The organism is Enterobacter sp. ENT02, from assembly GCF_019219165.1.
In the GTDB taxonomy this organism is placed as follows: Bacteria; Pseudomonadota; Gammaproteobacteria; order Enterobacterales; family Enterobacteriaceae; genus Enterobacter; species Enterobacter mori.
Genome location: NZ_JAHUWD010000001.1, coordinates 1,175,723 through 1,200,292, shown reverse-complemented (window position 1 = coordinate 1,200,292; position 24,570 = coordinate 1,175,723). Strand labels below are relative to the sequence as shown.

Genomic DNA, 24,570 nt, shown 5'->3' with positions numbered 1-24,570 from the left:
CTGGGGCTCCTTAAAAATGGTGGACCGCCGCGTGGTGCGGGACGGTGAATTCAACGGTTTTGTGGTCGAGAGGCTTATGCGTCGGGTCGGCCAGAATAATCGTCACCTTGTGCTTACCGGCGGGCAGCCCCACCAGGATCACCGGCTCTCCGCTGGCGTCAGCCCAGTGCCACGGCGCGCCGTCCACCACCACGTGAATGTGCCCGATGCGCGGGGTGACCTTGAGCGCTTCGGGGCCGAATACCGGCTCGATGCGCAGATTTTCGGCCCGGTACTGAATAAACACCGCCCCTTTGCTTAGCGGCCCGGCAAGTGGCGGATCGACGATCAGTTTTGCGGGCGGTTGCGGCTGTGCCAGCGGGGCAACGGCGGCGGGGCCGTTAACGTCCGCGGCGCTCAGGTTGTCCAGCGGTGTGGCCCGGGCATGTGCTACAGATGCCAGGGCAAGCAGGGGGAATATTGCATAGCGACGAATCATCAGGTTCTCTCCTCATCGGTTCTGAATGGCGACAGGGAAAGAAAACCATTTTTATGTATCGGAGATATTTGCCGGAGGCGGTGTTTTGTACCCGTTTGTCAGCGTGGTGCTCTGGATACAGTGCGATACAGTTTGCCTGCCGGGACGGCGCACAATCGCTATCGCCAGCCCGGCAATCACCAGCGTTAGCCCCGTTGATACCCACATTGCTCCCGCGATCCCCAGCGTTTTATTCAGCCACGCATAGGCAAACGGTGAGGCTGCCGCCATCAGCTGGCCGGGGATAAGCAGCATGCCGGTACGGCGGGCATAGCTTTCGGTGCTAAACAGTTCCAGCGGCAGCGTGGCTTTCACGATGGTGACCAACCCGTTGATGGCACCGTAACCCAGCACAAACCCGGCTGCGCACCAGACAAACTGGGAACTGCTTAGCCCAACCAGAAAGCAGAGCGGCATGGCGAGCGCGGTGAAAAGCGTGAGTTTGAAGGGGGTTAAGCGGGCACCCGCCAGCACTTCCAGCGAGCGAGCAGCCGTCTGGCCTATCCCCCACAGCATGCCGATGGCGACCGGCAGGCCGAAGTGGGTGATAAACTCCGGCAGATGGGTAGAGGTGCCGTTAGAGACAAAGGTGATAAGGGCAATGAAGGCGGCATAAAGCCAGCCGTTACGTCGTTCATTGCTCTGAAGCGGCGCGGTGGTTTTCGCGGTTACCGTCAACCGCTGGTGGGGAAGCGAAAGAATCAGCGTCGCGCTCAGCAGGCCGAAGAGAGCATAGACGTGTAGCGCTTCCTGCCAGCTCATCACCTGAAGCAGACCATCGCCCAGCGGCCAGAAGATAGCGGAGGCCAGCCCGCCCGCCAGCGTGACGCGTGAGATTGTTCTTCGCGCCTGCTGTCCGTAGAGATTCACCAGCGCGGAGAATAGCGCATCGTACAGCGACAGGCGCATCCCTATACCGGTGACCAGCCAGGCGCAGTACCAGCCAGACAGCGTCTGGGTATACGCCATACCCGCGCAGCTAGCGGCAATCAGCAGCGTGCCGCTCATGACCACCTTCTGACCGCCAAAACGCGCCAGCAGGCGGGCGACAAACGGCGAAACCGCCGCCATCACCAGCATCGCCAGCGTCAGGCCAAGGTAAATCTGCGGTGATGACCAGCCCCGGTCGGCTGAAATCGCCAGCGCTAAAGTGCCGGGCATATAAAACGAGATCCCCCAGTTGATGAGTTGATTGCACCCGGCAGCGAGGGCAAGGTGGCGAGGCAGGGCAGGTGTTTCCATTGTCTTTCATTCCGTTATGCAGTTGTCCAGAGCATAGCGAGCGCGGTATTGTTCTGGCAGGTCAGCAACCTTATGCGCGGTATAAGAGAAACTTTGAATGACGACGCTTAATCTGGGCTATCTCGCCACGTTCCGTCTGGTGTTCCAGCGCGGCAGCTTTTCAGCGGCGGCGGATGTGCTGGGCATTTCCCAGCCCGCCGTCAGTCTGCAAATACGCCAGCTGGAGCAGTTTCTGCAAACGCGTCTGGTGGAGCGTACGGGGCGGGGGATTAAAGCAACGGCTGCCGGGCAGGCATTGCTGATACACGGTGAGCGCATTGAACAGGCAGTCGATGAAACCCTTCGTTCCGTTAGCGCGTTCAATCACGACGTCAGCGGCACCATTACGCTTGGCACGGGCGCGACCGCCTGTATTCATCTTCTGCCGCCATTGCTGCAGCAACTGCGCAGTGACTATCCGCTTTTACGCGTAGGCGTGACGACGGGCAATACGCTCGATATTGTTCGCGCTATTGAAGAAAATCGACTCGATATGGGACTGGTGACGCTGCCCGTCAGCGGGAGAGCGCTAGACGTGATGCCGGTGATGGACGAAGAATTCGTGTTTATCGCGTCGCAGGCGCAGCAGGCGATGTTTACAGACTTAAGGCCTGATGCACTCCATACGCTACCGCTGATTGCCTTTGAGTCGGGCAGCGGAACCCGGGCATTGATTGACGGCTGGTTTGAGGCAAGTGGCTTAACGATTGCACCGGCTATACAGCTCGGCAGCATTGAGGCTATCAAACGGATGGTGCGTTCGGGGCTTGGCTACAGCATCGTGCCGAAAATGGCGGTGGAGCAGAAGGCAGACCGTGAAGGATTATGCGTCAGTTCTCTCTCGCCCGTACTGCAACGGCAGCTGGCTGTGGTGATGCGTCAGGATAAGATCCTTAGCAAAGGAATTTCAGGCATTATTCGGATCCTGCAACAGCATCCGGAACGCTAGCGTTCGGGCGTTTCGACGGTCAGGCTGGTTTGCTGCGACTGGATTTTGTCCTGGTGGTGATACCAGGCGCCGATGGAGGAGTAAACAAAGCGGCCAAAGAAAAACAGAAAGCTGATGAGCAGTATGATGCGGGTCATCCGGGTGTTAAATCGGTGTCGTTTGTGCATACGCGTGGCCTGACTCACTGTGTTTTTCCTGGGTATACCCTTCCGGGCGATGCGGATATTAAGGCACAGCGGGAAGAAAGGGTCAATTCTGCGATGTGTAAATAACCGTCAATGTTTACATTAATTCATGTTATTAAAAATAATATATCTATTTATCGTATTGATAAGTTCAGGAAAAAGAGCCTAAAAAATCATAAGAAAGGTTTATTTGAATAAATTAGTTTGATTTATGTCAACGGTTTCCCTGCGCCGATAATTAAAATCCCTCCTCCACTGCGTCCGTTCCGTACATTGCCGGACGACGAGTATGTCAGGTTGGATGCCTGTCTTCTTATACCCTCTGGAACGAAAGGGTTTTAAACGGGCATCTATGAAAATTCTCCCTATCCTGAAAAAAAATAAAGATCGCTGGTGGGCTCTGCCGTTTATATTACCCATCGCGCTGTTGCCTGTTCTCAGTGCGGTAAATACCTTCGCGCAACTGGGCGACGGTATTGTGACGCTCTACTATCTGCCTCTCTTTTTCCTGCTTTCACTGATGATGTTTTTTGGTCTGGAAGCCCTTCCCGGGATCGTGTTAGCGCTGTTTTTCCGTTACTACGCGTCTGTTGGGATGTTTGAAACGGTCGCCGGAATTTTCCATTTTATCATCCCTTTAGTGCTCAGCTGGGGCGGTTACCGCGTGTTTGCCCCACGACGCAATATGACGGCCTATGGGGATATACGGCTGATGGCGCAGCGCATTTTCTGGCAGGTTTTCTGCCCGGCAACCCTGTTTTTGTTGCTGTTTCAGTTTGCGGTTTACCTTGGCATCTATGAGAGCCGTCAGAGTCTTGCGGGATTAAACCCCCTTAACATACGAACGCTCATTAACTATCAGGCGCTGCTGGTCAGCGGACTGACCGGCGTTCCGCTGAGCTATCTGCTCATCCGCCTGATACGCCATCCTCGCTACATTCACGGGCTGATGTCCCAAATCCGCGCCCAGATAGACAAAAAAGTGACGGCCGTTGAGCTGGTGATTTGGGCTATGGCACTCGTTGGGCTGCTTTCGCTGCTGCTGCAGCCGATGAATGAAAACAGCTCGATTTTCAGCACCAACTATACCTTATCGCTACTGATGCCCGTGATGCTCTGGGGAGCAATGCGTTTTGGCTATAAGCTGATGTCGATAATCTGGACGCCGGTGCTGCTGGTGTCGATTCACTTTTTCTACCGCTACATTCCGCTGCACCAGGCCTATGACATTCAGCTGGCCATCACCTCATCCAGCTATCTGGTCTTTTCGTTTGTGGTGATTTATATGTCGATGCTGGCGACTCGCCAGCGTGCCGTGAATACGCGATCCCGCAGGCTGGCGCTGCTCGACCCGGTGGTGCACATGCCCAACCTGCGTGCGTTGTCGCGCGAGCTTGCTAAAAACCCCTGGTCGGCGCTGTGCTTGCTGCGCATCCCGGAACTGGAAGTGCTGGGACGCAACTACGGTGTGCTGCTGCGCATTCAGTACAAGCAGCAGCTGGCGCACTGGATTAATGGCACGCTCCAGCACAATGAGCGGGTCTATCATCTGACCGGTTGCGACCTGGCGGTGAGGCTCAACGCCGAGTCGCATCAGCAGCGTATTGATACTCTGGATGATCATATCAAGCAGTTCCGCTTTCTCTGGGACGGCATGCCCTTGCAGCCTCAGGTGGGTGTCAGCTACTGCTATGTCCGCTCTCCGGTTAACCATCTTTATCTGGTTCTGGGGGAATTGGGCGTTGTTGCCGATCTGTCGCTCTCGACTAACCACCCTGAGAATCTCCAGCAGCGTGGTGCCGTACATTTACAGCGCAGCCTGAAAGATAAAGTCGCGATGATGAGCCGCCTGCAAAATGCGCTCGATAAAAACGCGTTCACTCTGATGGTTCAGCCCGTTCGCGGCGTGCGCGGCGATTGCTATCATGAAGTGCTGCTGAGGATGCCAGACGAGAACGGGGAATTAATTTCTCCCGATCGGTTCCTGCCCGTCGCGCAGGAGTTTGGGCTGTCATCACGCGTCGACCTGTGGGTACTGGAACATACGCTACGCTTCCTGGCAGAGCATCGTGACAGGCTGCCCGGTCAACGCTTTGCCATTAATCTGGCCCCTCCAACCGTGTGCAGGGCGCAGTTTCCGCTCGAGGTGAGCCGCCTGCTGACACAATACGCCGTGGAGGCGTGGCAACTGATCGTTGAAGTGACAGAGTGCAGCACTTTCGGCAGCGCGCAGCAGGCGGAACAGACCCTCAGACAGCTGCAAAAAATGGGGGTGCGCATTGCAATTGATGATTTTGGTACCGGCTACGCGAGCTATGCGCGGCTGAAAAGCGTGGACGCCGATATTCTCAAAATCGACGGCAGCTTCATTCGCAACATCGTCAACAACAGTCTGGATTATCAGATAGTGGCGTCGATTTGCCATCTGGCGCGAATGAAGAACATGCTGGTGGTGGCGGAGTATGTGGAAACTGAAGAGATACGTAGCGCGGTGCACGCGCTAGGTATCGATTATGTACAGGGCTATCTGATTGGCAAGCCGGTTGCACTTGAATCCTTGCCTGAAGAAGAGGCGTCTCAGGCAGACGCCTGAGACATTACGCCGCGACGTCGGCGCTCTCTTCTTCAATTTTGAGCAGCCAGCCGGTGACCGCTTCCCAGTATTGCTGCTCTTTTTCCAGATCCAGCAGTACCAGCGCGTTCTGGCTAAACCAGTCGTGCGGGAAGCTCAGCGTCCAGTGGTGGTCGTCTGTTTTCAGTTTTAACGTTGGGGGCGTCGTCGTCGCCTGACGCTGGTTATTCAGCAGCACGCCCAGGCGCAGCAGCTGAATAAGCGGCAGGAACTGCTTTTTCTTGAACAGCGTGAAGCGCGGCAGATCGTCGAGCTTGATGGCTTTACGGTGGTAGCGCACCAGGGTGGCCATCATGGTCTGCTGCTCCTGGTTAAAGCCGGGCAGATCGCTGTTTTGCAGAATATAGGCCGAATGGCGATGCATCCCGCTGTGATTGATGTTCAGCCCCACTTCGTGCAGCATCGCGGCCCATTTCAGCAGGGCGGCAAGCTGCGGATGTGCCAGCTTCGGATTCTGCTCCTGCCACTGATCGTAAATCTGCTCCGTGGTTTCCAGTACGCGCTTCGCCTGCTCGCGGTCGATGTTGTACTGGTTCGCCAGGCTCTGCGCGGTGCGGCTGCGAATGTCCTGATGGCGGAAGCGGCCCTCCATCTCGTACAGCACGCCTTCACGCAGCGCGCCGTCAGAAAGACGCAGCTCCTTAATCGCCAGCGCATCAAACACGCCGCACAGGATCGCCAGCCCCGGTACGAAGACCGATTTCCGCTCATCGGACAGGCCCGGCAGGCTCAGGGCATCGAAGCTTTTATGCTTCAGCACTTCTTCGGTGAGCAGAACCAGACGCTCAGGGGTAATAATTCCGTCTTTTTCACCCATTGCCAGCAGCACTTCATGGGCGGCTTTAATCGAGCCGGATGCACCCAGCGCCACGTTCCAGCCCTGAATGCGATACTGCCACGCCAGGTTTTCCAGCTTCTGGATGGCGGCCATGCGCGCGCGCTGGAAGTTTTCGCGGGTTATGGTGCCGCCCGGGAAATACATCTGCGCGAAGCTGACGCAGCCCATGCGGCGGCTTTCCACCAGACGCGGCTCGAAGTCTTCACCAATCACCAGCTCCGTTGAGCCGCCGCCGATGTCGATCACCAGCTTGCGGCCTTTCTCCGGCTGCGTATGCTCCACGCCCATAAAAATCAGACGCGCTTCTTCGTTACCGGAAATAATCTCAATCGGGTAGGGGATAACCTTCTCTGCGCGCTTGAGAAACTCCGGCGCATTCAGCGCCTGACGCAGCGTATGCGTTCCCACGATGCAAACGCTGGAGGGTGAAAAACCCTGCAGGCGTTCCGCAAACAGCGACAGGCAGTTTAAGCCGCGCTCCATCGCCTCTTCGCTGAGCATGCTGCGCGCGTCCAGGCCATCGGCCAGATGCACGCGCTGCTTCAGACGACCGATGATCTGTAACGCACCATCTACCTCACGGGCGATGACCATGTGGAAACTGTTTGAACCAAGATCGACCGCGGCGAACTCCTGCGGTCGTGGCGTATTATCATTTATCGGCATAGGTTAATCGGGTTGCTCGAGTGATTTGATGTAATCGTAAATCGCCAGCTGCGACCGCACTTTTCGGCGATTGCCGCGCGGTACGTAGCGATTACTGAGTTCTTTGTCGATATAACGTGCTTTCACCGTATCGCTAAACAAAATCTCGATAATATCGAGGATCTGCTGTTTCAGGCGCGGGTCCAACAGCGGAGCCGCGACTTCAATTCTGTAATCAATATTGCGCGTCATCCAGTCTGCTGAAGAAAGATAAACCCGCTTGTCGCCTGCATTATCGAAAATGTAGATCCGGTCATGTTCCAGATAGCGGTCAACGATGCTGATCACGCGAATATTGTCGCTGATGCCTTCCAGTTCCGGGATCAGCGAACACATACCGCGAATCAACAGATTCACCGGAACGCCGGAGCTTGATGCCGCATACAGCCTGTCCACCAGTCCTTTATCAACGAGGTTGTTGAGCTTCAGCGTGATGCCCGACGACAAGCCGTTCTGCGCGTTGGCGATCTCTTTGTCGATCATATCGTACAGCAGGCGGCGTGAGTTCTGCGGTGATACCAGCAGGTAGTCGAAGTTGACCGGACGATACGGGTTCTCGATAAAGTTGAATACCCGACGCACTTCGTTGGTGATGCGCGCATCGGCGGTTAAGAGCGAGTAGTCGGTATAAATACGCGCGGTTTTCTCGTTAAAGTTCCCGGTACCGATGTGGGCGTAACGCACCACGTCGTCACCTTCTTTACGGGAGATCAGGAACAGCTTGGCGTGAATTTTCAGCCCCGGCGCGGAGAAGATAACGTGCACGCCCGCTTCCGTCAGACGACGCGCCCAGTGGATGTTCGCCTCTTCGTCAAATCGTGCCTGCAGCTCGACCACGACCGTCACTTTCTTGCCGTTGTGCGCCGCGTGGATCATCGCGTCGATGATGCGGGAATCTTTTGCTACGCGGTAAATGTTGATTTTGATCGCCAGCACGTTCGGGTCGAACGACGCCTGACGCAGCAGTTCCAGCACGTGTTCAAAGGTGTGGTACGGATAGTAAAGCAGGACATCGCGCTCGCGGATGGCGTCGAATCCGTTACGGAATTTATCGAACCAAAGATGGCGCAGGCGCGGCAGTGGTTTGTTCACCAGATTGGCTTTGCCGACGTTCGGGAAGCCAATAAAGTCTTTAAAGTTGTGGTAGCGCCCGCCGGGAATGATCGAGTCGTAGCGGGAGATGGTCAGCTTCTCGCGCAGCATTTCGACCATCGCGTCAGGCATATCGCGCTGATAGACGAAGCGGACCGGCTCGGCCGTCAGACGTTGCTTGAGGCTCGAGGACATAAGCTCCATCAGGCTGGCTTCCATCTCGTGCACCAGGTCATATTCGGCGTCGCGGGTCATCTTCATCGAATAGGCATTTAACGCATCGTAATCGAAGAAGCCTTTGAAGATATCATCCAGGCAGTAGCGCAGGATGTTATCCAGCAGGATCATCGGCTTGCGACGGCGCGGGGTTTCCGGCGGCAGGTTCACAAAGCGCGGAACCTTATCGGACGGGATCTCCAGCAGCGCGTAGCTGATATTCTCACCGCGAATAATTTCGACCGCCAGATAGGTGTAATCGTCCTTCAGGAACTGGACCAGATCGGTTTCGCGGTTAATCAGAATAGGGGTGATGTGCTGGCGCAGATAGTGTTTAAAGTAGTGGCGCAGCCAGGTCTGTTGGTTGGCGGAGAGCTGGCGTTCGTTAATCAGAAAGATTTGGTTGCGCGCCATTTCCAGCAGCAGCTCGTTGTAGAGGCCATCAAATTCCTGATCGGCTTTCATGACGCGAGACTGGATTTTTCCAAGCAGATGGCGCGAGTGGGAATTTAACCCCTGCTCTTCGCTGATGATGATGCGCCGCTTCAGTTCGGCAAAGCGAACCTTGTAGAACTCATCCAGGTTGTTGGAATAAATGCCCAAAAAACGCATACGCTCGATCAGCGGGTTACTTTTGTCTGCCGCTTCCTGGAGTACACGCTCGTTGAATGCTAACCAGCTTAGCTCTTTCTCGATATATAACTTTTCCTGACCCATTACAGCTCACACTCCAGTTCAATCACAGGACGTGGTAAATCCGTCTCGTCCTTATTATGGCGAGCATTTCCACGATATGTCCAACAGTGCCAGAAAAGTATGACAGTTATTTTTTTGTTGGGGAATTTAGAGGGTTGGAGAAGGGAATATCGGGTAATGCAATGTACAGGTCGGGTAAGCGCAGCAGCGCCACCCGACATAACAAACTACTCTTCGGCCGCATAACCCTGCGGGGGTAACTTCACGCCGTCCAGCCAGGCTGCGCCGTCGCGCATCTCCAGACGCCCCTCAACAAACCAGCTTACCACCAGCGGGTAAATGGCGTGTTCCTGGGTCTGTACGCGTTCGGTTACGTCATCTTCGTTGTCGCCGTCAAAGACCGGCACTTTGGCCTGCAGGATCACCGGGCCGCCGTCCAGTTCGTCGGTCACGAAATGGACAGAGGTGCCGTGCTCCTCGTCGCCGTTTTCCAGCACCTGACGATGGGTGTGCAGGCCGGGATATTTCGGCAGAAGAGAAGGGTGAATATTCAGCAGACGTCCGGCGAAGTGTTCGACAAATGCCGGGCTCAGGATACGCATGTAACCCGCCAGCACCACCACGTCCGGCGCGTAGGCATCGATCTCCTGCACCAGCTCGCGGTCAAAGGCTTCACGCCCGGCGAACTGGCTGGCTTCCAGCGCGTGCGCAGGAATGTTCGCTTCTCGCGCGCGCTCAAGGCCGAATGCGTCGGCCTTGTTGCTGAAGACTGCCCGAATGGTGCCATTGATTTTCTTCTGTTTGCAGGCGTCTATGATTGCCTGCAAATTGCTTCCGTTGCCGGAAATGAGCACCACGATGTTTTTCATTCAATGACCACACGCTGTTCGGAATCGGAAGCTTTGATCGTACCGATTTTCCACGCGTTTTCACCTTTTTCAGTCAGCAGATTAACGGCTTTATCCGCTTCGCTTGCCGGCAGGGCGATAACCATACCCACGCCGCAGTTAAAGGTGCGGTACATTTCGTGAGAGCTCACGTTGCCTGCGGTCTGCAGCCAGTTGAAGACGGCTGGCCACTGCCATGAGGATTCGTCGATCACCGCCTGGGTGTTATCCGGCAGAACGCGCGGGATGTTTTCCCAGAAGCCGCCGCCGGTCAGGTGAGCAATGGCGTGAACGTCGACGCTCCCGATCAGTTCCAGCACGTTTTTCACATAGATGCGGGTCGGTGCCAGCAGGTGGTCAGCCAGCGGTTTACCGTCCAGCTCGGTGGTCAGCGGGTCGCAGCCGCTCACTTCGAGGATTTTACGTACCAGGGAATAACCGTTTGAGTGCGGACCGCTGGAGGCCAGCGCGATCAGCACATCGCCGTCGGCCACTTTGCTGCCGTCGATAATTTCTGATTTTTCTACTACGCCGACGCAGAAGCCTGCGACGTCATAATCTTCACCGTGGTACATGCCCGGCATTTCCGCGGTTTCGCCGCCGACCAGCGCACAGCCGGACTGCAGGCAGCCTTCGGCGATACCGCTAATCACGCTGGCTGCGGTGTCCACATCCAGTTTGCCGGTCGCGTAGTAATCGAGGAAGAACAGCGGCTCTGCGCCCTGTACCACCAGATCGTTCACGCACATCGCGACCAGATCGATACCGATCGTGTCGTGACGTTTTAAATCCATCGCCAGGCGCAGTTTGGTGCCTACACCGTCAGTTCCCGAGACCAGAACAGGTTCACGATATTTTTGCGGCAGTGCGCACAGCGCGCCGAAGCCACCCAGGCCACCCATTACTTCCGGGCGGCGGGTTTTCTTCACCACACCTTTGATTCGGTCAACCAGCGCATTACCTGCGTCAATATCAACACCGGCATCTTTGTAGCTGAGAGAAGTTTTGTTGGTCACGGCTTAAATCCCCACGCGATTGCATAGCTAGTAAGAAAAATCGGCGCAATTCTAACAGTCCAGGCAAACGTTTGCGAGCCTATTCTCGGCGAGAGGATCTTTTTTTCTGCTGCGGCTCTGATGGTATGCAAACTTGATACCGTTCACGAAAATGAAACCGGTTTCGGCGATCTGCTTGCAAGCGGTTTACTGAATGAACATCATGAACTGAAACCGGTTTCAGTTTCATTCAGGAGGGATGAAATTATGAGCATCGCCGCATTTGATATTGGTGGCACCGCATTAAAAATGGGTATCGTGACAGCGCAGGGAGAGTTGCTGCGCAGAGATAAGGCCGTCATTAAGAACAGCGACGGAGAGGCCATCCTTTCACAGATGCTGAGCTGGGTGGCGGCACATCCCGGGATTGAGGGGATCGCCGTCAGCGCGCCGGGGTATGTGAATCCGCATACCGGGTTTATCGACATGGGCGGGGCGATTCGCCGCTTCGACCAGTTCGCAATGAAAGCCTGGCTCGAGGCGCAGACGGGGTTACCGGTCACTGTCGAGAATGACGCCAACTGCGTGCTGCTGGCGGAACGCTGGCAGGGCAAGGGGAGGGATATCGACAACTTTCTGGTATTGACCATCGGCACCGGGGTTGGCGGGGCGATTTTCTGTAACGGCAGGCTGGTTCACGGGGCGCGTTTCCGCGCCGGGGAATTCGGTTACATGCTCACGGAAAGGGCGGACTCACGCCGCGTTGCCCGCCACTCCATGAATGAAAACTGCACGTTACGCACCCTTCGCAAGCGTTACGCCGATTATAACGGTCTGGCGCTTGATGACGTCACCGGCGAAGCCATTTTTGACGGTTATGACGCAGGCGACGCCGCGTGCCGCCGCCTGGTGGATGATTTTCTCAATGGCATTGCGACAGGCCTCTACAACCTGGCGAATGTTTTCGATCCGCAGACCATTTTCATTGGCGGCGGAATTGCGGAGCGGCCCGGGTTTATGGCTTTGCTTCGCACCCATCTCACGTGGTTTGGCATCGCGGATATCGTCGACGTTGTCAGCCACGGCAACCGCGCTGGCTTAATTGGCGCGGTACACCATTTCAGACAGCAGTATCCGTCAGCAATCCGCAACATCGAATGAGGGAAAGAGTATGTCAGGATTTAAATCAGGTTTTCTGTGGGGCGGCGCGGTTGCCGCACATCAGCTGGAAGGTGGCTGGAAAGAGGGGGGCAAAGGGGTTAGCGTTGCCGATGTGATGACCGCAGGCGCGCACGGCGTGCCGCGTGAAATCACCAACGGCGTGCTGTCGGGGAAAAATTACCCTAACCACGAAGCCATCGATTTCTACCATCGCTATAAAGAAGACATCAAACTCTTTGCCGAGATGGGCTTCAAATGTTTCCGTACCTCTATTGCCTGGACGCGTATCTTCCCGAAAGGCGACGAGCTTGAGCCTAACGAGGCAGGCCTGAAATTCTATGACGATCTGTTCGACGAGTGCCTGAAGCACGGTATCGAACCGGTGATTACGCTTTCCCACTTCGAGATGCCATTCCACCTGGTCACCGAATACGGCGGCTGGCGCAACCGTAAGCTGATCGACTTCTTTGTTCGCTTCGCAAAAGTGGTTTTCCAGCGTTACCAGCATAAGGTGAAGTACTGGATGACCTTTAACGAGATCAACAACCAGGCTAACTTCCACGAAGACTTTGCGCCGTTCACCAACTCCGGGCTGAAGTACGCGCCGGGCGAAGACCGCGAGCCGGTGATGTTCCAGGCCGCGCACTATGAGCTGGTGGCCAGCGCCCTGGCGGTGAAGGCGGGACGCGAGATTAACCCGTCGCTGCAGATCGGCTGCATGATTGCCATGTGTCCTATCTATCCGCTGACCTGCGCGCCGGACGACATGATGATGGCGATGAACGCCATGCACCGCCGCTACTGGTTCACCGACGTGCACGTGCGCGGCAGGTACCCGCAGCACCTGCTCAACTACTTCGAGCGTCGCGGCTTCGCGTTGGATATTACCGAAGAAGATAAAGCGGCGCTGACGCAGGGGTGCGTGAACTACATCGGGTTCAGCTACTACATGTCCTTCGCCACTAAGGCGACGGCGGACAACCCGCAGCTGGACTACGACGAGAGCAAAAGCCTGGTCTCTAACCCGTATGTGCAGAAATCCGACTGGGGCTGGCAGATAGACCCGGTGGGGCTGCGTTACTCCCTGAACTGGTTCTGGGATCACTATCAGCTGCCGCTGTTTATCGTTGAAAACGGCTTTGGCGCGATCGACGTGCAGGAGAGCGACGGCACCGTTAACGATCAGTACCGTATTGATTACCTCGCCGCGCATATCTGCGAGATGAAAAAAGCGGTGGTGGAAGACGGCGTGGATCTGATGGGCTACACCCCGTGGGGCTGCATCGACCTGGTGTCTGCCGGAACGGGCGAAATGAAAAAACGCTACGGCTTTATCTTTGTCGATAAAGATAACGAAGGGAACGGCACGCTGAACCGCAGTAAGAAAAAGTCGTTCGACTGGTATAAGCAGGTGATTGCGAGCAACGGCGAGCAGCTATAATTGCCCGGTGGCGCTGCGCTTACCGGGCCTACGGGACGTATAGGTCGGGTAAGCGTTAGCGCCACCCGGCAGAACCCCGCACCCAAGCCGGAGTTTCGCCTCCGGTTTTTTTGTCTCTAAATCACTTTGCTTGATATACGTCAAGCAAGATGGGTATGGCGCAATCCGAAAAAAGCGGTATAATCCCGCGATTTTTTTGCGGATGCCACCTCAGAGGAGAAAGAGAATGAAGATTGTGGAAGTGAAACACCCACTCGTTAAACACAAGTTGGGCCTGATGCGTGAGCATGACATCAGCACGAAGCGTTTTCGCGAACTGGCTTCTGAAGTGGGCAGCCTGCTGACCTACGAAGCGACCTCCGATCTGGAAACGGAAAAAGTGACCATCGAAGGCTGGAACGGCCCGGTACAGGTTGAGCAGATCAAAGGTAAGAAAATTACCGTGGTGCCAATCCTGCGTGCCGGTCTCGGCATGATGGAAGGCGTGCTGGAGCACGTGCCAAGCGCGCGTATCAGCGTGGTGGGGATCTACCGTAACGAAGAAACCCTTGAGCCGGTTCCTTACTTCCAGAAGCTGGTGTCTAACATTGACGAGCGTATGGCGCTGGTGGTTGACCCAATGCTGGCAACCGGCGGTTCTATGATCGCCACCATCGACCTGCTGAAAAATGCGGGCTGTAACAGCATTAAGGTGCTGGTGCTGGTCGCGGCGCCGGAAGGGATCGCGGCGCTGGAGAAAGCGCACCCGGACGTTGAGCTGTATACCGCCTCTGTCGATCAGGGGCTGAACGAGCACGGGTACATCATCCCGGGCCTCGGCGATGCCGGCGATAAGATCTTTGGTACGAAATAATCGAATAACGATAAATAAGCCGACTTTGATAGTCGGCTTTTTTTTGAATAAAACACCAACAATACTACACAGAGGAAAACACTATGACGCGCCGTGCTATCGGGGTGAGTGAAAGACCGCCGCTTTTACAGACTATCCCGCTTAGTTTGCAGCACCTGTTTGCCATGTTTGGCGCAACCGTGCTGGTGCCAATCCTGTTCCACATTAACCCGGCTACCGTTCTGCTGTTCAACGGCGTTGGGACGCTGCTGTACCTCTTTATCTGTAAAGGCAAAATCCCGGCGTATCTGGGGTCGAGCTTTGCCTTTATTTCGCCGGTGCTATTGTTGCTGCCGCTGGGTTATGAGGTCGCGCTCGGCGGCTTTATCATGTGTGGCGTGCTCTTCTGCCTGGTCTCCTTCATCGTGAAGAAAGCGGGTACCGGCTGGCTGGACGTGATGTTCCCCCCAGCGGCGATGGGCGCAATCGTTGCCGTCATCGGCCTGGAGCTGGCGGGCGTTGCGGCGAACATGGCCGGTCTGCTGCCTGCTGACGGCCAGTCACCGGATTCCAAAACCATTATCATCTCGCTGGTGACGCTGGGCGTGACGGTGTTTGGCTCCGTGCTGTTCCGCGGTTTCATGGCGATTATCCCGATCCTGATCGGCGTGCTGGCGGGCTATGCGCTCTCCTTCGCAATGGGCGTAGTGGATACGACCCCGATTGCTCAGGCGCACTGGTTCGCGCTGCCAACCTTCTACACTCCGCGCTTTGAGTGGTTCGCTATCTTCACCATTCTGCCAGCCGCGCTGGTGGTGATTGCGGAGCACGTCGGCCACCTGGTGGTGACGGCGAACATCGTTAAGCGCGATTTAATCCGCGATCCGGGCCTGCACCGCTCCATGTTTGCGAACGGCTTCTCGACCATTATCTCCGGTTTCTTCGGCTCCACGCCAAACACCACCTACGGTGAGAACATTGGCGTGATGGCGATTACCCGCGTCTACAGTACCTGGGTTATCGGCGGGGCGGCAATCATCGCCATTCTGCTCTCCTGCGTGGGCAAGCTGGCGGCAGCGATTCAGATCATTCCGGTGCCGGTGATGGGCGGCGTTTCTTTGCTGCTGTACGGGGTGATCGGTGCTTCCGGTATTCGCGTGCTGATTGAATCCAAAGTGGATTACAGCAAGGCGCAGAACCTGATCCTGACCTCCGTTATCCTGATCATCGGCGTGAGCGGCGCGAAGGTGCACATCGGTGCGGCCGAGCTGAAGGGCATGGCGCTCGCGACCATTGTGGGTGTAGGCCTGAGCCTGATCTTTAAGCTGATTTCCGTTCTGCGTCCTGAAGAAGAAATTCTGGATGCGGACGACAGCGAAAAAGCACCCCATTGATCGAAAAGTCGGGCGAGGGATCGCCCGGTTCTCTCCTCGCGGGTTCCGTGTTAAACTCCGTTCCGATTTTATGTAAGATCTGGTTGAGGTACTTCTGAACGGACCGGCACAGCTCTCTCTGCCACTTTATCTCCCTGACGACGAAACTTTCGCGAGTTTCTGGCCGGGTGATAACCCCTCTTTACTGGCTGCACTGCAAAACGTGCTGCGCCAGGATCACAGCGGTTACATCTATATCTGGTCACGCGAAGGCGCGGGGCGCAGCCACCTGCTGCATGCCGCCTGCGCGGAGCTTTCAGCGCGCGGTGACGCGGTAGGTTATGTGCCGCTGGATAAACGTACCTGGTTCGTGCCTGAGGTGCTTGAGGGAATGGAACACCTCTCGCTGGTCTGCATTGATAATATCGAATGCGTGGCGGGTGATGAGCCGTGGGAAATGGCGATCTTTAACCTCTATAACCGCATTCTGGAATCGGGTAAAACCCGGCTGCTGATCACCGGCGATCGTCCACCGCGTCAGCTGAATCTGGGGCTGCCGGACCTGGCCTCTCGTCTGGACTGGGGGCAAATCTATAAGCTCCAGCCGCTGTCGGATGAAGATAAGCTTCAGGCGCTTCAGCTGCGCGCTAAGCAGCGAGGATTTGAGCTGCCGGAAGATGTGGGGCGCTTCCTGCTTAAACGGCTTGATCGCGAAATGCGCACGCTGTTTGACACGCTCGATCAGCTCGATCGCGCCTCTATTACCGCCCAGCGCAAGCTGACCATTCCGTTTGTGAAAGATATTCTCAAGCTTTGAGGTTGTTCGCCCGGTGGCGCTGCGCTTACCGGGCCTACGAAAACCCGCCACGATGTGTAGGCCGGGTAAGGCGTAGCCGCCACCCGGCAAAACATTCAGGCACTATCCTCCAATAAATGCTCCATCAGCAGCGGAATCGGCCTCCCCGACGCCACGCTCCGTCCATTTTCTCGCCACAGCGCCGTACCGCTGATGTCCAGATGGGCCCACGGAATGGTCGGCGGGCAGAAGTGATGCAGCAGCCACGCCGCCGAGGCGCTGATCGCCGCATTGTTGGTCGGCGTGTTGCACAGATCGGCAATGGCACTGTCGGTCTGTTTTTTCAGCCGGGCGTCCAGCGGCAGGGACCACACTTCGTCGCCACTCCGCTTACCCGCCAGCGTCAGCGCCGCGCGCAGCGGTTCATCCTGCGTCATTAATCCGCTCAATTCATAGCCCAGCGCTTTGACGACTGCGCCGGTTAAGGTCGCCATATCAATAATATAGCGCGCCTGCGGATGGCGATGGCTGGCCCAGCCGATGGCGTCCGCCAGCACCAGTCGGCCTTCGGCATCGGTGTTGTTGATTTCCACCGTGGTGCCGTTACAGGCCGTTGCCACCGTACCGGGCTGCATAGCGTCCGGCCCGACGGCATTTTCCGCCAGCGCCAGCACGCCCATGATGCGAACGGGAAGCCCCAGCTCGGCAACGGTCAGCATCAGCCCCAGCACGTTGGCCGCACCGCACATGTCGTATTTCATGGTGTACATGCCCGCGCCGTCCTTTAGCCACAGGCCGCCGGTATCAAAGGTAATGCCTTTGCCGACATAGCAGCGCACCGGGCCGTCGCTGACACCGTCATAATGAATCGCCAGCAGGCGCGGCGGACAGGTCGCCCCTTTGCCGACGGCGTGCAGCAGCCCCAGACCTTGCTCAACGATTTGCTTTTCATCCAGCGCTTCACACCGCAGGGCAGGGAAGGCGGCACACAGTTTTTGCGCCTCTTCCACCACAAACTGCGGCGTGCAGCGATCCGACGGCGTATCGGCAAGACGTCGCGCCGCGACCATGCCGTGGGCGATGGCCTGCTGCCGGCGGAAAATAACCGCCAGTCGGTCCTGCTGTTCGGGTAAGCAGAGCGCGGTGATATGTTCAAGACGGACCTTGTCACTGGTTTTCTTCAACTGCAAATCACTCAGCCTGTGCGCCTGGTTAAACAGAAAACGCAGCACCTGCGCAAGCACCACATCGTCGACATTAGTCACGTCCAGTATCAGCTCGGGGCTGACGGGCGAGGCCAGCAGCGGGCGCAGCGCCGTCAGTAAACCTTCGGTCAGGCTGTCCTGCCAGAGCGCATCCGGTAGCAGGGTGATTCGGGCAAACGGGGCACAGCCAAAGCGGGTATCTGCGATGCTGTCTGACTCGCGCATTTCTGCGACAAGTGCATTTTGCGGCAGAAGGTGACTGTCCGCGCGGGCAATCAAGTGGCTCTGCGGCTTTGCGTCAGAAAGCGCGGTGATAAACTGATACGTAATCATCATGACTCCTCAATCGGCGCGCGGATCCGCGCGGCGTAGGCCTGCATCCACTCCTCGTCCACGGCGTAATAGTGCGTCTTTTCCCGCAGGCGCTCGGTACGATAAACGGTGAGAGGCTGGCGGGCCGTTGCGACCACGAACGAGAAGGTTTTGATGTTGGTTGCCGCGCCGAACTCGCCCCTGTTATTCATGCACACCACGGAGAGATCGCCCACGCGGCCGAAGCGCGACATCAGCTTGTCCTCCAGTTCGAACACCACGGAATCTGCCGCCTGCTGCGGCGTCATACCCTGCGCCATCCTGCGGACGATTTCGTAGCTGGTGCAGCCTTTCATCAGATCTTCACCGACACCCGTGGCGGTGGCGGCGCCGGTTTCGCTGTCGCAGTAAAAGCCGGAGCCAATAATGGGCGAATCACCAATGCGGCCGCGCTTTTTCATAAACAGGCCGCTTGTGGAGGTGGCGACGCTCATCGAGCCCTGCTTATCGAGGCCGATAATGCCGACGGTGTCATGTCCGTCGTAAGGGCTTAAGCCTTTATCCAGCGTTTCGCGGCAGCGTTTGCGGTAGTGCTGCATGGCGCGGTCAGTGAGCATGGTTTTGTCGGCAAAGCCCTGGCTCAGCGCCCATTCCCGCGCGCCCTGGCCGACCAGCAGGCTGTTGTAGCGCTGGCGGCTGAGCGCGTGCGCCACGCGCACCGGGTTGGCGATATCCACCAGATTGCCCACGGCGCCAAAGGCCAGCGTGTCGCCGTCCATATAGGCGGCGTCCAGCTCCACCTCGCCGTTTTCGGTGGGTAGTCCGCCGTAACCGACGGATTTATAAAACGGAAAGTCCTCGACGGCGGCGACGGCATCCACCACCGCCGGCGCGACAGGTTTGCCCGCAGCCAGCGCAGATGCAGACTCCGTGACGCCTTCAAGCGCCATTCGCCAGGTGGCGATAATTCCCCACATGCTTTACTCCTGTTTTGCAAGGGTGGTGTCGGTTTGCGTAACGCTGGCCATTTCCGCCGCGCGGTACTGTTTATCCAGGATACGCATGAAAGGCAGGTACAGCATGGCGCCAATCAGCAGGTTGAGAAGCTGCATGATGCTGCCGCTCAGGTGCCCGGTGACGATAAAGCCGCTGATCACCGGCGGCAGCGTCCAGGGAATAAACACCCCGGTGGTGACGGCGACGGCACCCATTTTCATCGCCGCATACTGAACGGTAACCAGCACCAGCGGCACCAGGTTGAACGGGATAAGCATGATCGGGTTCATAATCACCGGCAGGCCAAACAGAATCGGTTCGTTGATGTTGAACACCGACGCGCCCGCGCCGAGGCGCGCCACTTCGCGCATGTTTTTACTGCGGGCGAAAATCAGCATCGCAATCACCAGCGACAGCGTGGCCCCCGCACCGCCCATCCAGATCATGTCAAAAAACTGTTCGGTGATAATGTGCGGCGGCGTTGTGCCTGCCTGAATCGCCGCGATGTTGTCGGTCTGGTTCTCCATCCACAGCGGACGAATAATGCCGTTAATCATTGAGCCGGAGTTAATGCCTACGGACCACAGAATGGTGATGCTGAATACCGTCATCAGCGCGCCAAAGTATGAGGTGCCATAGTGGCGCACCGGCGTGGCAACCACGTCGTAAATAAACTGGTGGATGGTGCTGTAGTGGGTGTTTTCAAAGACGATGCGGATACCCAGCACCAGAATCATCACCAGCAGAGCCGGGATCAGCGCGGCGAACGACTCCTGCACCGCCGGAGGTACGCCGTCCGGCATTTTGATCACCAGTTTTTTGCGCTTCAGCCAGCAGAACAGCTCCGTCCACAGCAGGGAACCAATCATCGCCACGAACAGCCCTTTGCTGCCAATCCACTCCACCGGAATGACGGTAATACCGCCGTTTTCCGCCACCTTAATAAACGGTGTGAGGATCAGAAAAGCGACCAGCGAAAGAATGCCGCAGGAGATGCGGTCTTCCCCGTAGTGTTCCGCCAGGCGGAACGCCACCAGGAAGCTGATGAACAGCGACATGGTGGAGAACACCGCGTTGAACGGGATTTCAATAATGGCGCTCCAGCTCTCACCAAAGGCCTGAGACATAAACTGCTGATAGGTTTGATTCGGGAACGATGAGATCACAAGCAGAATAGAGCCGACGATAATAAACGGCATGAATGACACGTAGGCCCCGCGAATGGCCCCAAGATGACGCTGCTGGGCCGTTTTGGCCGCCAGCGGCATCAGTTTTGCTTCAAGAAATCCCAGAACATTGTTCATTGTGAACTCCGTACAAGATTGAGTGGCGTTGTTTATGTTATGTCTGTGGATTATCAGTGAAGCGCGGCGAGCGAAAGGTGAAATCGGTCACAAAGCGTTCGCTGGTGTTATATAAATCTCATATGATTAGTTAATGGAATTATCGGAATGGAAATTAAACTGCACGCTAATGCCACCACCACGCCGCGCATCCGTCGCTATCTTCAGCAGTCAGAAAAAAGCGACAGAGAGTTGGCCGTTGAGCTTGGGATCTCGGTCACGACCGTCAGGCGCTGGCGTAACCGCGAGCAGGTTTCGGATAACCAGACGACACCGAAAATGATACACAAAGCGATGAGACAAGAGCAGGTCGCACTGGTGAATGCCCTGCGTGACGTCTCGGGCGCGCCGTTAGATGAACTGCTGCAGATGGTCAACGGTGTGCTGGGGATCCCCATTTCCCGGGCGACATTGAATCGCTATCTCAAACCGGCCTCTGCGAAACAAAAAGGGGCGCCGTTGCAGGGGAAAAAGGCGCTGAAGGCAGGCATTATGCCGCACGCATTGACGCTGCATCATCTGCCTTTGTCGCTTCACATGGACGATGGCGGGGAGCAACACCTGCTCTGGGCGCGTGAACCGGTGAGCGGCTGGTGCTATGCCCGGCTTTATGCAGGACTCTCGCCTCAGCTCTTTAACACCTGGACGCAGGCGCTGCTTGATGCCTGCCCGGCTGATATACAATCTATTGAGACTTTTGGCTTTGAGGTGACGCTAACGGTGCAGAACGTTGCTGTGAAAACGCATCCACATAAACACAATGCGCTTCAGGTGGCGGTGCCGTTACGCGATATTATTCCACGCGTGAATGATGAACCCGCAGGCGCGGTGCTGATCGCGCTGTGCGAGTTTTACAACCGGGGAAAAACGCAGAAAAAACTGGGGGGAAGTACGCCGCAGGCCTTTCTGGAAGCGCTGCGGCATAAAGGCTAGAGGATCTCGAGCACGTCTTCCGGCGGACGTCCAATGCGCGCCTTGCCGTTCGCCACCACAATCGGGCGTTCTATCAGCTTTGGATTCTCAACCATTGCCTGCACCAACTGGTCCTCTGACAAACGTGAGTCGTCCAGATTGAGCGACTTATACAGGTCTTCTTTCTGGCGCATCAGCTCTCTGGCGCTGCCCATTTCCAGCATGCGCAGCAGCTGACGAAGGGTTTGTGCATTCGGCGGCGTTTCGAGATACAGCACCACCTCTGGTTCAACACCGTTAGATTTCAACAGGCTGAGAGTATCCCGGCTCTTGGAGCAGCGAGGGTTATGGTAGATTTTTACCGCGTCTGTCATGTTTTTTCTTCCTTATTACATCTTTTCGTACGGCTTGAAGCGCTGCTGCAGAGCGCGCAGCTGATCGATGCGCGCATCGTAGCGGGCCTGCTGCAGGCTGCCGAGTTTGACCTGCGAGCTGGCGCTGCTCAGCATGGAAATGGCTTGATCGAGACGACCGACCAGCGCAAAGCCTTCGGCACGTGCCGCCAGCTCCTGATCGCGGTTACCGAGCTGGGCTTCAACCTGCGCGAGCAGATCCCAACCGTTTTGATCGTCTTTATTGTTAAAGGTGTAGCGGTTCAGAATGGTCGCCGCTTCGGCAGGCTGACCGCCCTGTAAGTAAGCATTCGCCAGGTTAAGCTGCAGCACCGGGTTGGTGCGAACGTCTTTTGCCCCTTTCAGGCGGTTGATTGCGTCTGTGGCTTTTTTCTGTCCCAGATCGATATCGGTTGAGAGGTCGAGATACCACGGGTTGTTTGGCTCGGCGGCCAGCAGCGGCTGCAACGCTTTACGCGCCTCGTCATATTTACTGGCCTCCATCGCCTGCAGCGCCTGACCATATTGAGCCGCGTTTTTCTCCCGCACATTGCCTTTGGAGAGCGCGTCCAGCAGATCGCTGGTGAGCTGGTTACGCCCGGAATTGTACATCCCCAGGGTTCTCACCTTTGCCATGTAGAAATCTTGTGAGGACTGCACGACAACCGGACGCATCTGGTTAGCTCGGTTACGGGCGTCCGACAGTCGGCTTTCAGGTAACGGGTGCGTCAGCAGGATTTCCGGTGGGCGTGAGGAGTAACGCGCCTGATCGAGCAGTTTTTCGAGGAAGCTCGGCATGGCCTGCGGGTCAAAGCCTGAACGCTGCAGCACCTGAATCCCGATGCGGTCCGCTTCCTGTTCGTTTTGCTGGGTAAAACTGATCATCCCCTGACGGGTGCCCGCCAGCGTCCCGGTCAGTGCCGCCATCCCGGCCTGCGGGCTGGCCATCGCCAGCAGAATAGAGCCCAGCGCACCAACCCAGGTCAGCGGGGCGTTACGTTTCTGGTCTTCCATCGCACGCGCCAGATGACGCTGGGTAACGTGCGAAATTTCGTGCGCCATCACGGATGCCAGCTGGCTTTCGTTATCGGAATAGCGGAACAACGCCGAATGCAGCACCACGTTGCCGCCAAAAAAGGCGAAGGCGTTGATTTCGTCGTTATTAATTAAATAGAAGTGGAAAGGGGTTTTTACCGAGTCGGCGTGCGCGACCAGCCGCATGCCCAGACCATTGATGTACTGCACCAACAGTGGGTCATTGATCAGCGGCGCGCTGCCGCGCAGCTGGCGAACGTAGTAATCACCCATCTGCATCTCCTGACCGATGGAGAGCGTGCTTCCTGCTGTGGTACCCATGTCCGGCAACGAGTCGGCCGAATCAGCGAAGGCGGGTGCAGCCTGACCGACAGTCAGTGCGGCGATAAGTGTCGCAACCAGTGTTTTTCTCAACTGCCTGAACATAACCACTGTCCTGTATTTTGGATGTGTCAATTTGACCGATGAACCGGCATATCGTTCATCTCCACTGACCTGCGAGTGTAGCCGTGTTGCGACATGAAGAAAATCCCATTCATCAGGCTTTTGCGAATCGTTACAGTGATACAAAAAGCGAAAGTCTTTTTTGTGACAGTTAGATACAATTCAGCTTCTCACTCCCGCCATTCGATTCAGGGAAGGGTTGTATGCTCGAAATGTTAATGCAGTGGTATCGGCGTCGGTTTAGCGACCCGGAAGCCATTGCTTTGCTGGTTATTCTGGTTGCCGGGTTCGGTATTCTGTTCTTCTTTAGCGGCCTGCTTGCGCCGCTGCTGGTGGCGATTGTGCTGGCGTATTTGCTGGAGTGGCCAACGGCGCGTCTGGAAAATATCGGCTGTTCCCGCCGCTGGGCGACCAGCATCGTGCTGGTACTGTTTGTCGGCATATTGTTACTGATGGCATTTGTGGTCATGCCGGTTGCCTGGCAGCAGGGGATCTACCTGATCCGTGATATGCCCGGCATGTTGAATAAGCTCTCTGATTTCGCCGCCACGCTGCCGCGTCGTTATCCCGCGCTGATGGATGCCGGGATTATTGACGCGATGGCCGAAAACATGCGCGCCCGCATCATGACGATGGGCGACTCGGTGGTGAAATACTCTCTGGCCTCGCTGGTCGGCCTGCTGACGCTGGCGGTTTACCTTGTGCTCGTGCCGTTAATGGTCTTCTTCCTGGTAAAAGATAAAGAACAGATGCTGAACGCCGTCAGGCGCATACTGCCGCGTAACCGTGGTCTGGCAGGGCAGGTCTGGCAGGAGATGAATCAGCAAATCACCAACTACATTCGCGGCAAGGTGCTGGAGATGATTGTGGTGGGTGTCGCGACCTGGATTGGCTTCCTGATTTTCGGCCTGAACTACTCGCTGCTGCTGGCGGTGCTGGTGGGGCTGTCGGTGCTGATCCCGTATATCGGTGCCTTCGTGGTGACCATCCCGGTGGTGGGCGTCGCGCTGTTCCAGTTTGGTCTGGGTACGGAGTTCTGGAGCTGCTTCGCGGTGTACCTGATTATTCAGGGACTGGACGGTAACCTGCTGGTGCCGGTGCTGTTCTCGGAAGCGGTAAACCTGCATCCACTGGTGATTATTCTGTCAGTGGTGATTTTCGGCGGGCTGTGGGGATTCTGGGGCGTGTTCTTTGCCATTCCGCTGGCGACGCTGATTAAAGCCGTGGTCCACGCGTGGCCGGATGTGCCGGCGGTGGAAGAGAAGTAGTTTTTGTGCGGCCTGATGCCCTCACCCCGGCCCTCTCCCACGGGGAGAGGGGGAAAACACTAAAAAC

The 24,570-nt window shown here is 56.6% G+C and carries 21 protein-coding genes; 9 read left to right on the top strand and 12 right to left on the bottom strand.

Annotation, left to right across the window (positions count from 1 at the left end):
• Window positions 1–10: 10 nt before the first annotated feature.
• Complete coding sequence (locus KW829_RS05495) at window positions 11–478, bottom strand: DUF6130 family protein (RefSeq protein ID WP_218307758.1); 468 nt, start codon at window positions 476–478, stop codon at window positions 11–13.
• Between the two features lie 51 nt (window positions 479–529).
• Window positions 530–1,759 (bottom strand): MFS transporter, encoded by a 1,230-nt coding sequence (locus KW829_RS05490; protein ID WP_218307757.1) that lies wholly within the window; start codon window positions 1,757–1,759, stop codon window positions 530–532.
• A 97-nt stretch (window positions 1,760–1,856) separates the two neighbouring features.
• Here KW829_RS05490 and KW829_RS05485 point away from each other — a divergent pair, with 97 nt between their 5' ends.
• Window positions 1,857–2,747, top strand: a complete 891-nt coding sequence (locus KW829_RS05485) for a LysR family transcriptional regulator (protein WP_218307756.1) — start codon at window positions 1,857–1,859, stop codon at window positions 2,745–2,747.
• Here KW829_RS05485 and KW829_RS05480 read toward each other — a convergent pair.
• The gene (locus KW829_RS05480) at window positions 2,744–2,932 is read right to left on the bottom strand and encodes a YfgG family protein (RefSeq protein WP_042717858.1); all 189 of its coding nucleotides are present in this window, start codon (window positions 2,930–2,932) and stop codon (window positions 2,744–2,746) included. The two genes, KW829_RS05485 and KW829_RS05480, sit on opposite strands and share 4 nt — an antisense overlap.
• Before the next feature lie 352 nt (window positions 2,933–3,284).
• Between KW829_RS05480 and KW829_RS05475 the strand changes: the two genes are divergently transcribed.
• Window positions 3,285–5,525, top strand: coding sequence for an EAL domain-containing protein (locus KW829_RS05475; protein WP_218307755.1), 2,241 nt, complete (start codon window positions 3,285–3,287; stop codon window positions 5,523–5,525).
• Between the two features lie 4 nt (window positions 5,526–5,529).
• Here KW829_RS05475 and ppx read toward each other — a convergent pair whose 3' ends face one another.
• The 4 genes from ppx to purM all read right to left on the bottom strand — a co-directional run bounded on the left by ppx (window position 5,530) and on the right by purM (window position 11,014).
• On the bottom strand, window positions 5,530–7,068 hold the full coding sequence (ppx, locus tag KW829_RS05470) for an exopolyphosphatase (RefSeq protein ID WP_089597845.1): 1,539 nt from the start codon (window positions 7,066–7,068) through the stop codon (window positions 5,530–5,532).
• A 3-nt stretch (window positions 7,069–7,071) separates the two neighbouring features.
• Window positions 7,072–9,132: a polyphosphate kinase 1 gene (ppk1, locus tag KW829_RS05465; RefSeq protein WP_010433862.1), complete on the bottom strand. Its 2,061-nt coding sequence runs from the start codon at window positions 9,130–9,132 to the stop codon at window positions 7,072–7,074.
• Window positions 9,133–9,338: 206 nt separating this feature from the next.
• A complete protein-coding gene (purN, locus tag KW829_RS05460) occupies window positions 9,339–9,980 on the bottom strand; it encodes a phosphoribosylglycinamide formyltransferase (protein WP_010433861.1) in 642 nt (213 codons plus the stop codon).
• Complete coding sequence (gene purM / locus KW829_RS05455) at window positions 9,977–11,014, bottom strand: phosphoribosylformylglycinamidine cyclo-ligase (protein WP_218307754.1); 1,038 nt, start codon at window positions 11,012–11,014, stop codon at window positions 9,977–9,979. The genes purN and purM overlap by 4 nt, the downstream gene beginning before the upstream one ends.
• Before the next feature lie 246 nt (window positions 11,015–11,260).
• Here purM and bglK point away from each other — a divergent pair, with 246 nt between their 5' ends.
• The 5 genes from bglK to KW829_RS05430 all read left to right on the top strand — a co-directional run bounded on the left by bglK (window position 11,261) and on the right by KW829_RS05430 (window position 16,617).
• Window positions 11,261–12,154 (top strand): beta-glucoside kinase BglK, encoded by an 894-nt coding sequence (gene bglK, locus KW829_RS05450; protein ID WP_218307753.1) that lies wholly within the window; start codon window positions 11,261–11,263, stop codon window positions 12,152–12,154.
• A gap of 10 nt (window positions 12,155–12,164) precedes the next feature.
• Entirely contained in the window at window positions 12,165–13,595 is a 1,431-nt protein-coding gene (locus KW829_RS05445) for a 6-phospho-beta-glucosidase (protein ID WP_218307752.1), read from the top strand.
• A gap of 226 nt (window positions 13,596–13,821) precedes the next feature.
• On the top strand, window positions 13,822–14,448 hold the full coding sequence (upp, locus tag KW829_RS05440; protein WP_010433852.1) for a uracil phosphoribosyltransferase: 627 nt from the start codon (window positions 13,822–13,824) through the stop codon (window positions 14,446–14,448).
• An 83-nt stretch (window positions 14,449–14,531) separates the two neighbouring features.
• On the top strand, window positions 14,532–15,821 hold the full coding sequence (gene uraA / locus KW829_RS05435) for a uracil permease (RefSeq protein WP_089597849.1): 1,290 nt from the start codon (window positions 14,532–14,534) through the stop codon (window positions 15,819–15,821).
• A gap of 94 nt (window positions 15,822–15,915) precedes the next feature.
• The gene (locus KW829_RS05430) at window positions 15,916–16,617 is read left to right on the top strand and encodes a DnaA inactivator Hda (RefSeq protein ID WP_211438414.1); all 702 of its coding nucleotides are present in this window, start codon (window positions 15,916–15,918) and stop codon (window positions 16,615–16,617) included.
• Window positions 16,618–16,712: 95 nt separating this feature from the next.
• Here KW829_RS05430 and KW829_RS05425 read toward each other — a convergent pair whose 3' ends face one another.
• Genes KW829_RS05425 through celB form a run of 3 tightly spaced genes read right to left on the bottom strand, consistent with a single transcriptional unit; the run spans window position 16,713 to window position 20,413 of the window.
• A complete protein-coding gene (locus KW829_RS05425) occupies window positions 16,713–18,134 on the bottom strand; it encodes a M17 family metallopeptidase (protein WP_218307810.1) in 1,422 nt (473 codons plus the stop codon).
• Window positions 18,134–19,090 (bottom strand): N(4)-(beta-N-acetylglucosaminyl)-L-asparaginase, encoded by a 957-nt coding sequence (locus KW829_RS05420; RefSeq protein ID WP_218307751.1) that lies wholly within the window; start codon window positions 19,088–19,090, stop codon window positions 18,134–18,136. Before KW829_RS05420 ends, KW829_RS05425 begins: the two co-directional genes overlap by 1 nt.
• 3 nt (window positions 19,091–19,093) lie before the next feature.
• Window positions 19,094–20,413 carry a PTS cellobiose transporter subunit IIC gene (celB, locus tag KW829_RS05415; RefSeq protein ID WP_218307750.1) on the bottom strand — a complete coding sequence of 440 codons (1,320 nt, stop codon included), beginning with the start codon at window positions 20,411–20,413 and terminating at the stop codon, window positions 19,094–19,096.
• 147 nt (window positions 20,414–20,560) lie between these two features.
• On the opposite strand from celB, the gene KW829_RS05410 reads away from it, so the two are divergent.
• A complete protein-coding gene (locus KW829_RS05410; protein ID WP_218307749.1) occupies window positions 20,561–21,385 on the top strand; it encodes an XRE family transcriptional regulator in 825 nt (274 codons plus the stop codon).
• On the opposite strand, the gene arsC is transcribed toward KW829_RS05410, so the two are convergent.
• Both arsC and bepA read right to left on the bottom strand, forming a co-directional pair.
• Entirely contained in the window at window positions 21,382–21,738 is a 357-nt protein-coding gene (arsC, locus tag KW829_RS05405; RefSeq protein ID WP_218307748.1) for an arsenate reductase (glutaredoxin), read from the bottom strand. The genes KW829_RS05410 and arsC overlap by 4 nt on opposite strands.
• Window positions 21,739–21,753: 15 nt before the next feature.
• The gene (gene bepA, locus KW829_RS05400; protein ID WP_010433840.1) at window positions 21,754–23,217 is read right to left on the bottom strand and encodes a beta-barrel assembly-enhancing protease; all 1,464 of its coding nucleotides are present in this window, start codon (window positions 23,215–23,217) and stop codon (window positions 21,754–21,756) included.
• Window positions 23,218–23,438: 221 nt separating this feature from the next.
• On the opposite strand from bepA, the gene KW829_RS05395 reads away from it, so the two are divergent.
• Window positions 23,439–24,503, top strand: a complete 1,065-nt coding sequence (locus tag KW829_RS05395) for an AI-2E family transporter (protein ID WP_010433838.1) — start codon at window positions 23,439–23,441, stop codon at window positions 24,501–24,503.
• Window positions 24,504–24,570: the final 67 nt, after the last annotated feature.

Bases quoted from the DNA above. Each gene is read 5' to 3' on its own strand.
- KW829_RS05495 (WP_218307758.1), bottom strand. From the start codon at position 478: ATGATTCGTCGCTATGCAATATTCCCCCTGCTTGCCCTGGCATCTGTA.
- KW829_RS05490 (WP_218307757.1), bottom strand. From the start codon at position 1,759: ATGGAAACACCTGCCCTGCCTCGCCACCTTGCCCTCGCTGCCGGGTGC.
- KW829_RS05485 (WP_218307756.1), top strand. From the start codon at position 1,857: ATGACGACGCTTAATCTGGGCTATCTCGCCACGTTCCGTCTGGTGTTC.
- KW829_RS05475 (WP_218307755.1), top strand. From the start codon at position 3,285: ATGAAAATTCTCCCTATCCTGAAAAAAAATAAAGATCGCTGGTGGGCT.
- ppx (WP_089597845.1), bottom strand. From the start codon at position 7,068: ATGCCGATAAATGATAATACGCCACGACCGCAGGAGTTCGCCGCGGTC.
- ppk1 (WP_010433862.1), bottom strand. From the start codon at position 9,132: ATGGGTCAGGAAAAGTTATATATCGAGAAAGAGCTAAGCTGGTTAGCA.
- purN (WP_010433861.1), bottom strand. From the start codon at position 9,980: ATGAAAAACATCGTGGTGCTCATTTCCGGCAACGGAAGCAATTTGCAG.
- bglK (WP_218307753.1), top strand. From the start codon at position 11,261: ATGAGCATCGCCGCATTTGATATTGGTGGCACCGCATTAAAAATGGGT.
- KW829_RS05445 (WP_218307752.1), top strand. From the start codon at position 12,165: ATGTCAGGATTTAAATCAGGTTTTCTGTGGGGCGGCGCGGTTGCCGCA.
- upp (WP_010433852.1), top strand. From the start codon at position 13,822: ATGAAGATTGTGGAAGTGAAACACCCACTCGTTAAACACAAGTTGGGC.
- uraA (WP_089597849.1), top strand. From the start codon at position 14,532: ATGACGCGCCGTGCTATCGGGGTGAGTGAAAGACCGCCGCTTTTACAG.
- KW829_RS05425 (WP_218307810.1), bottom strand. From the start codon at position 18,134: ATGATTACGTATCAGTTTATCACCGCGCTTTCTGACGCAAAGCCGCAG.
- KW829_RS05420 (WP_218307751.1), bottom strand. From the start codon at position 19,090: ATGTGGGGAATTATCGCCACCTGGCGAATGGCGCTTGAAGGCGTCACG.
- celB (WP_218307750.1), bottom strand. From the start codon at position 20,413: ATGAACAATGTTCTGGGATTTCTTGAAGCAAAACTGATGCCGCTGGCG.
- KW829_RS05410 (WP_218307749.1), top strand. From the start codon at position 20,561: ATGGAAATTAAACTGCACGCTAATGCCACCACCACGCCGCGCATCCGT.
- arsC (WP_218307748.1), bottom strand. From the start codon at position 21,738: ATGACAGACGCGGTAAAAATCTACCATAACCCTCGCTGCTCCAAGAGC.
- bepA (WP_010433840.1), bottom strand. From the start codon at position 23,217: ATGTTCAGGCAGTTGAGAAAAACACTGGTTGCGACACTTATCGCCGCA.
- KW829_RS05395 (WP_010433838.1), top strand. From the start codon at position 23,439: ATGCTCGAAATGTTAATGCAGTGGTATCGGCGTCGGTTTAGCGACCCG.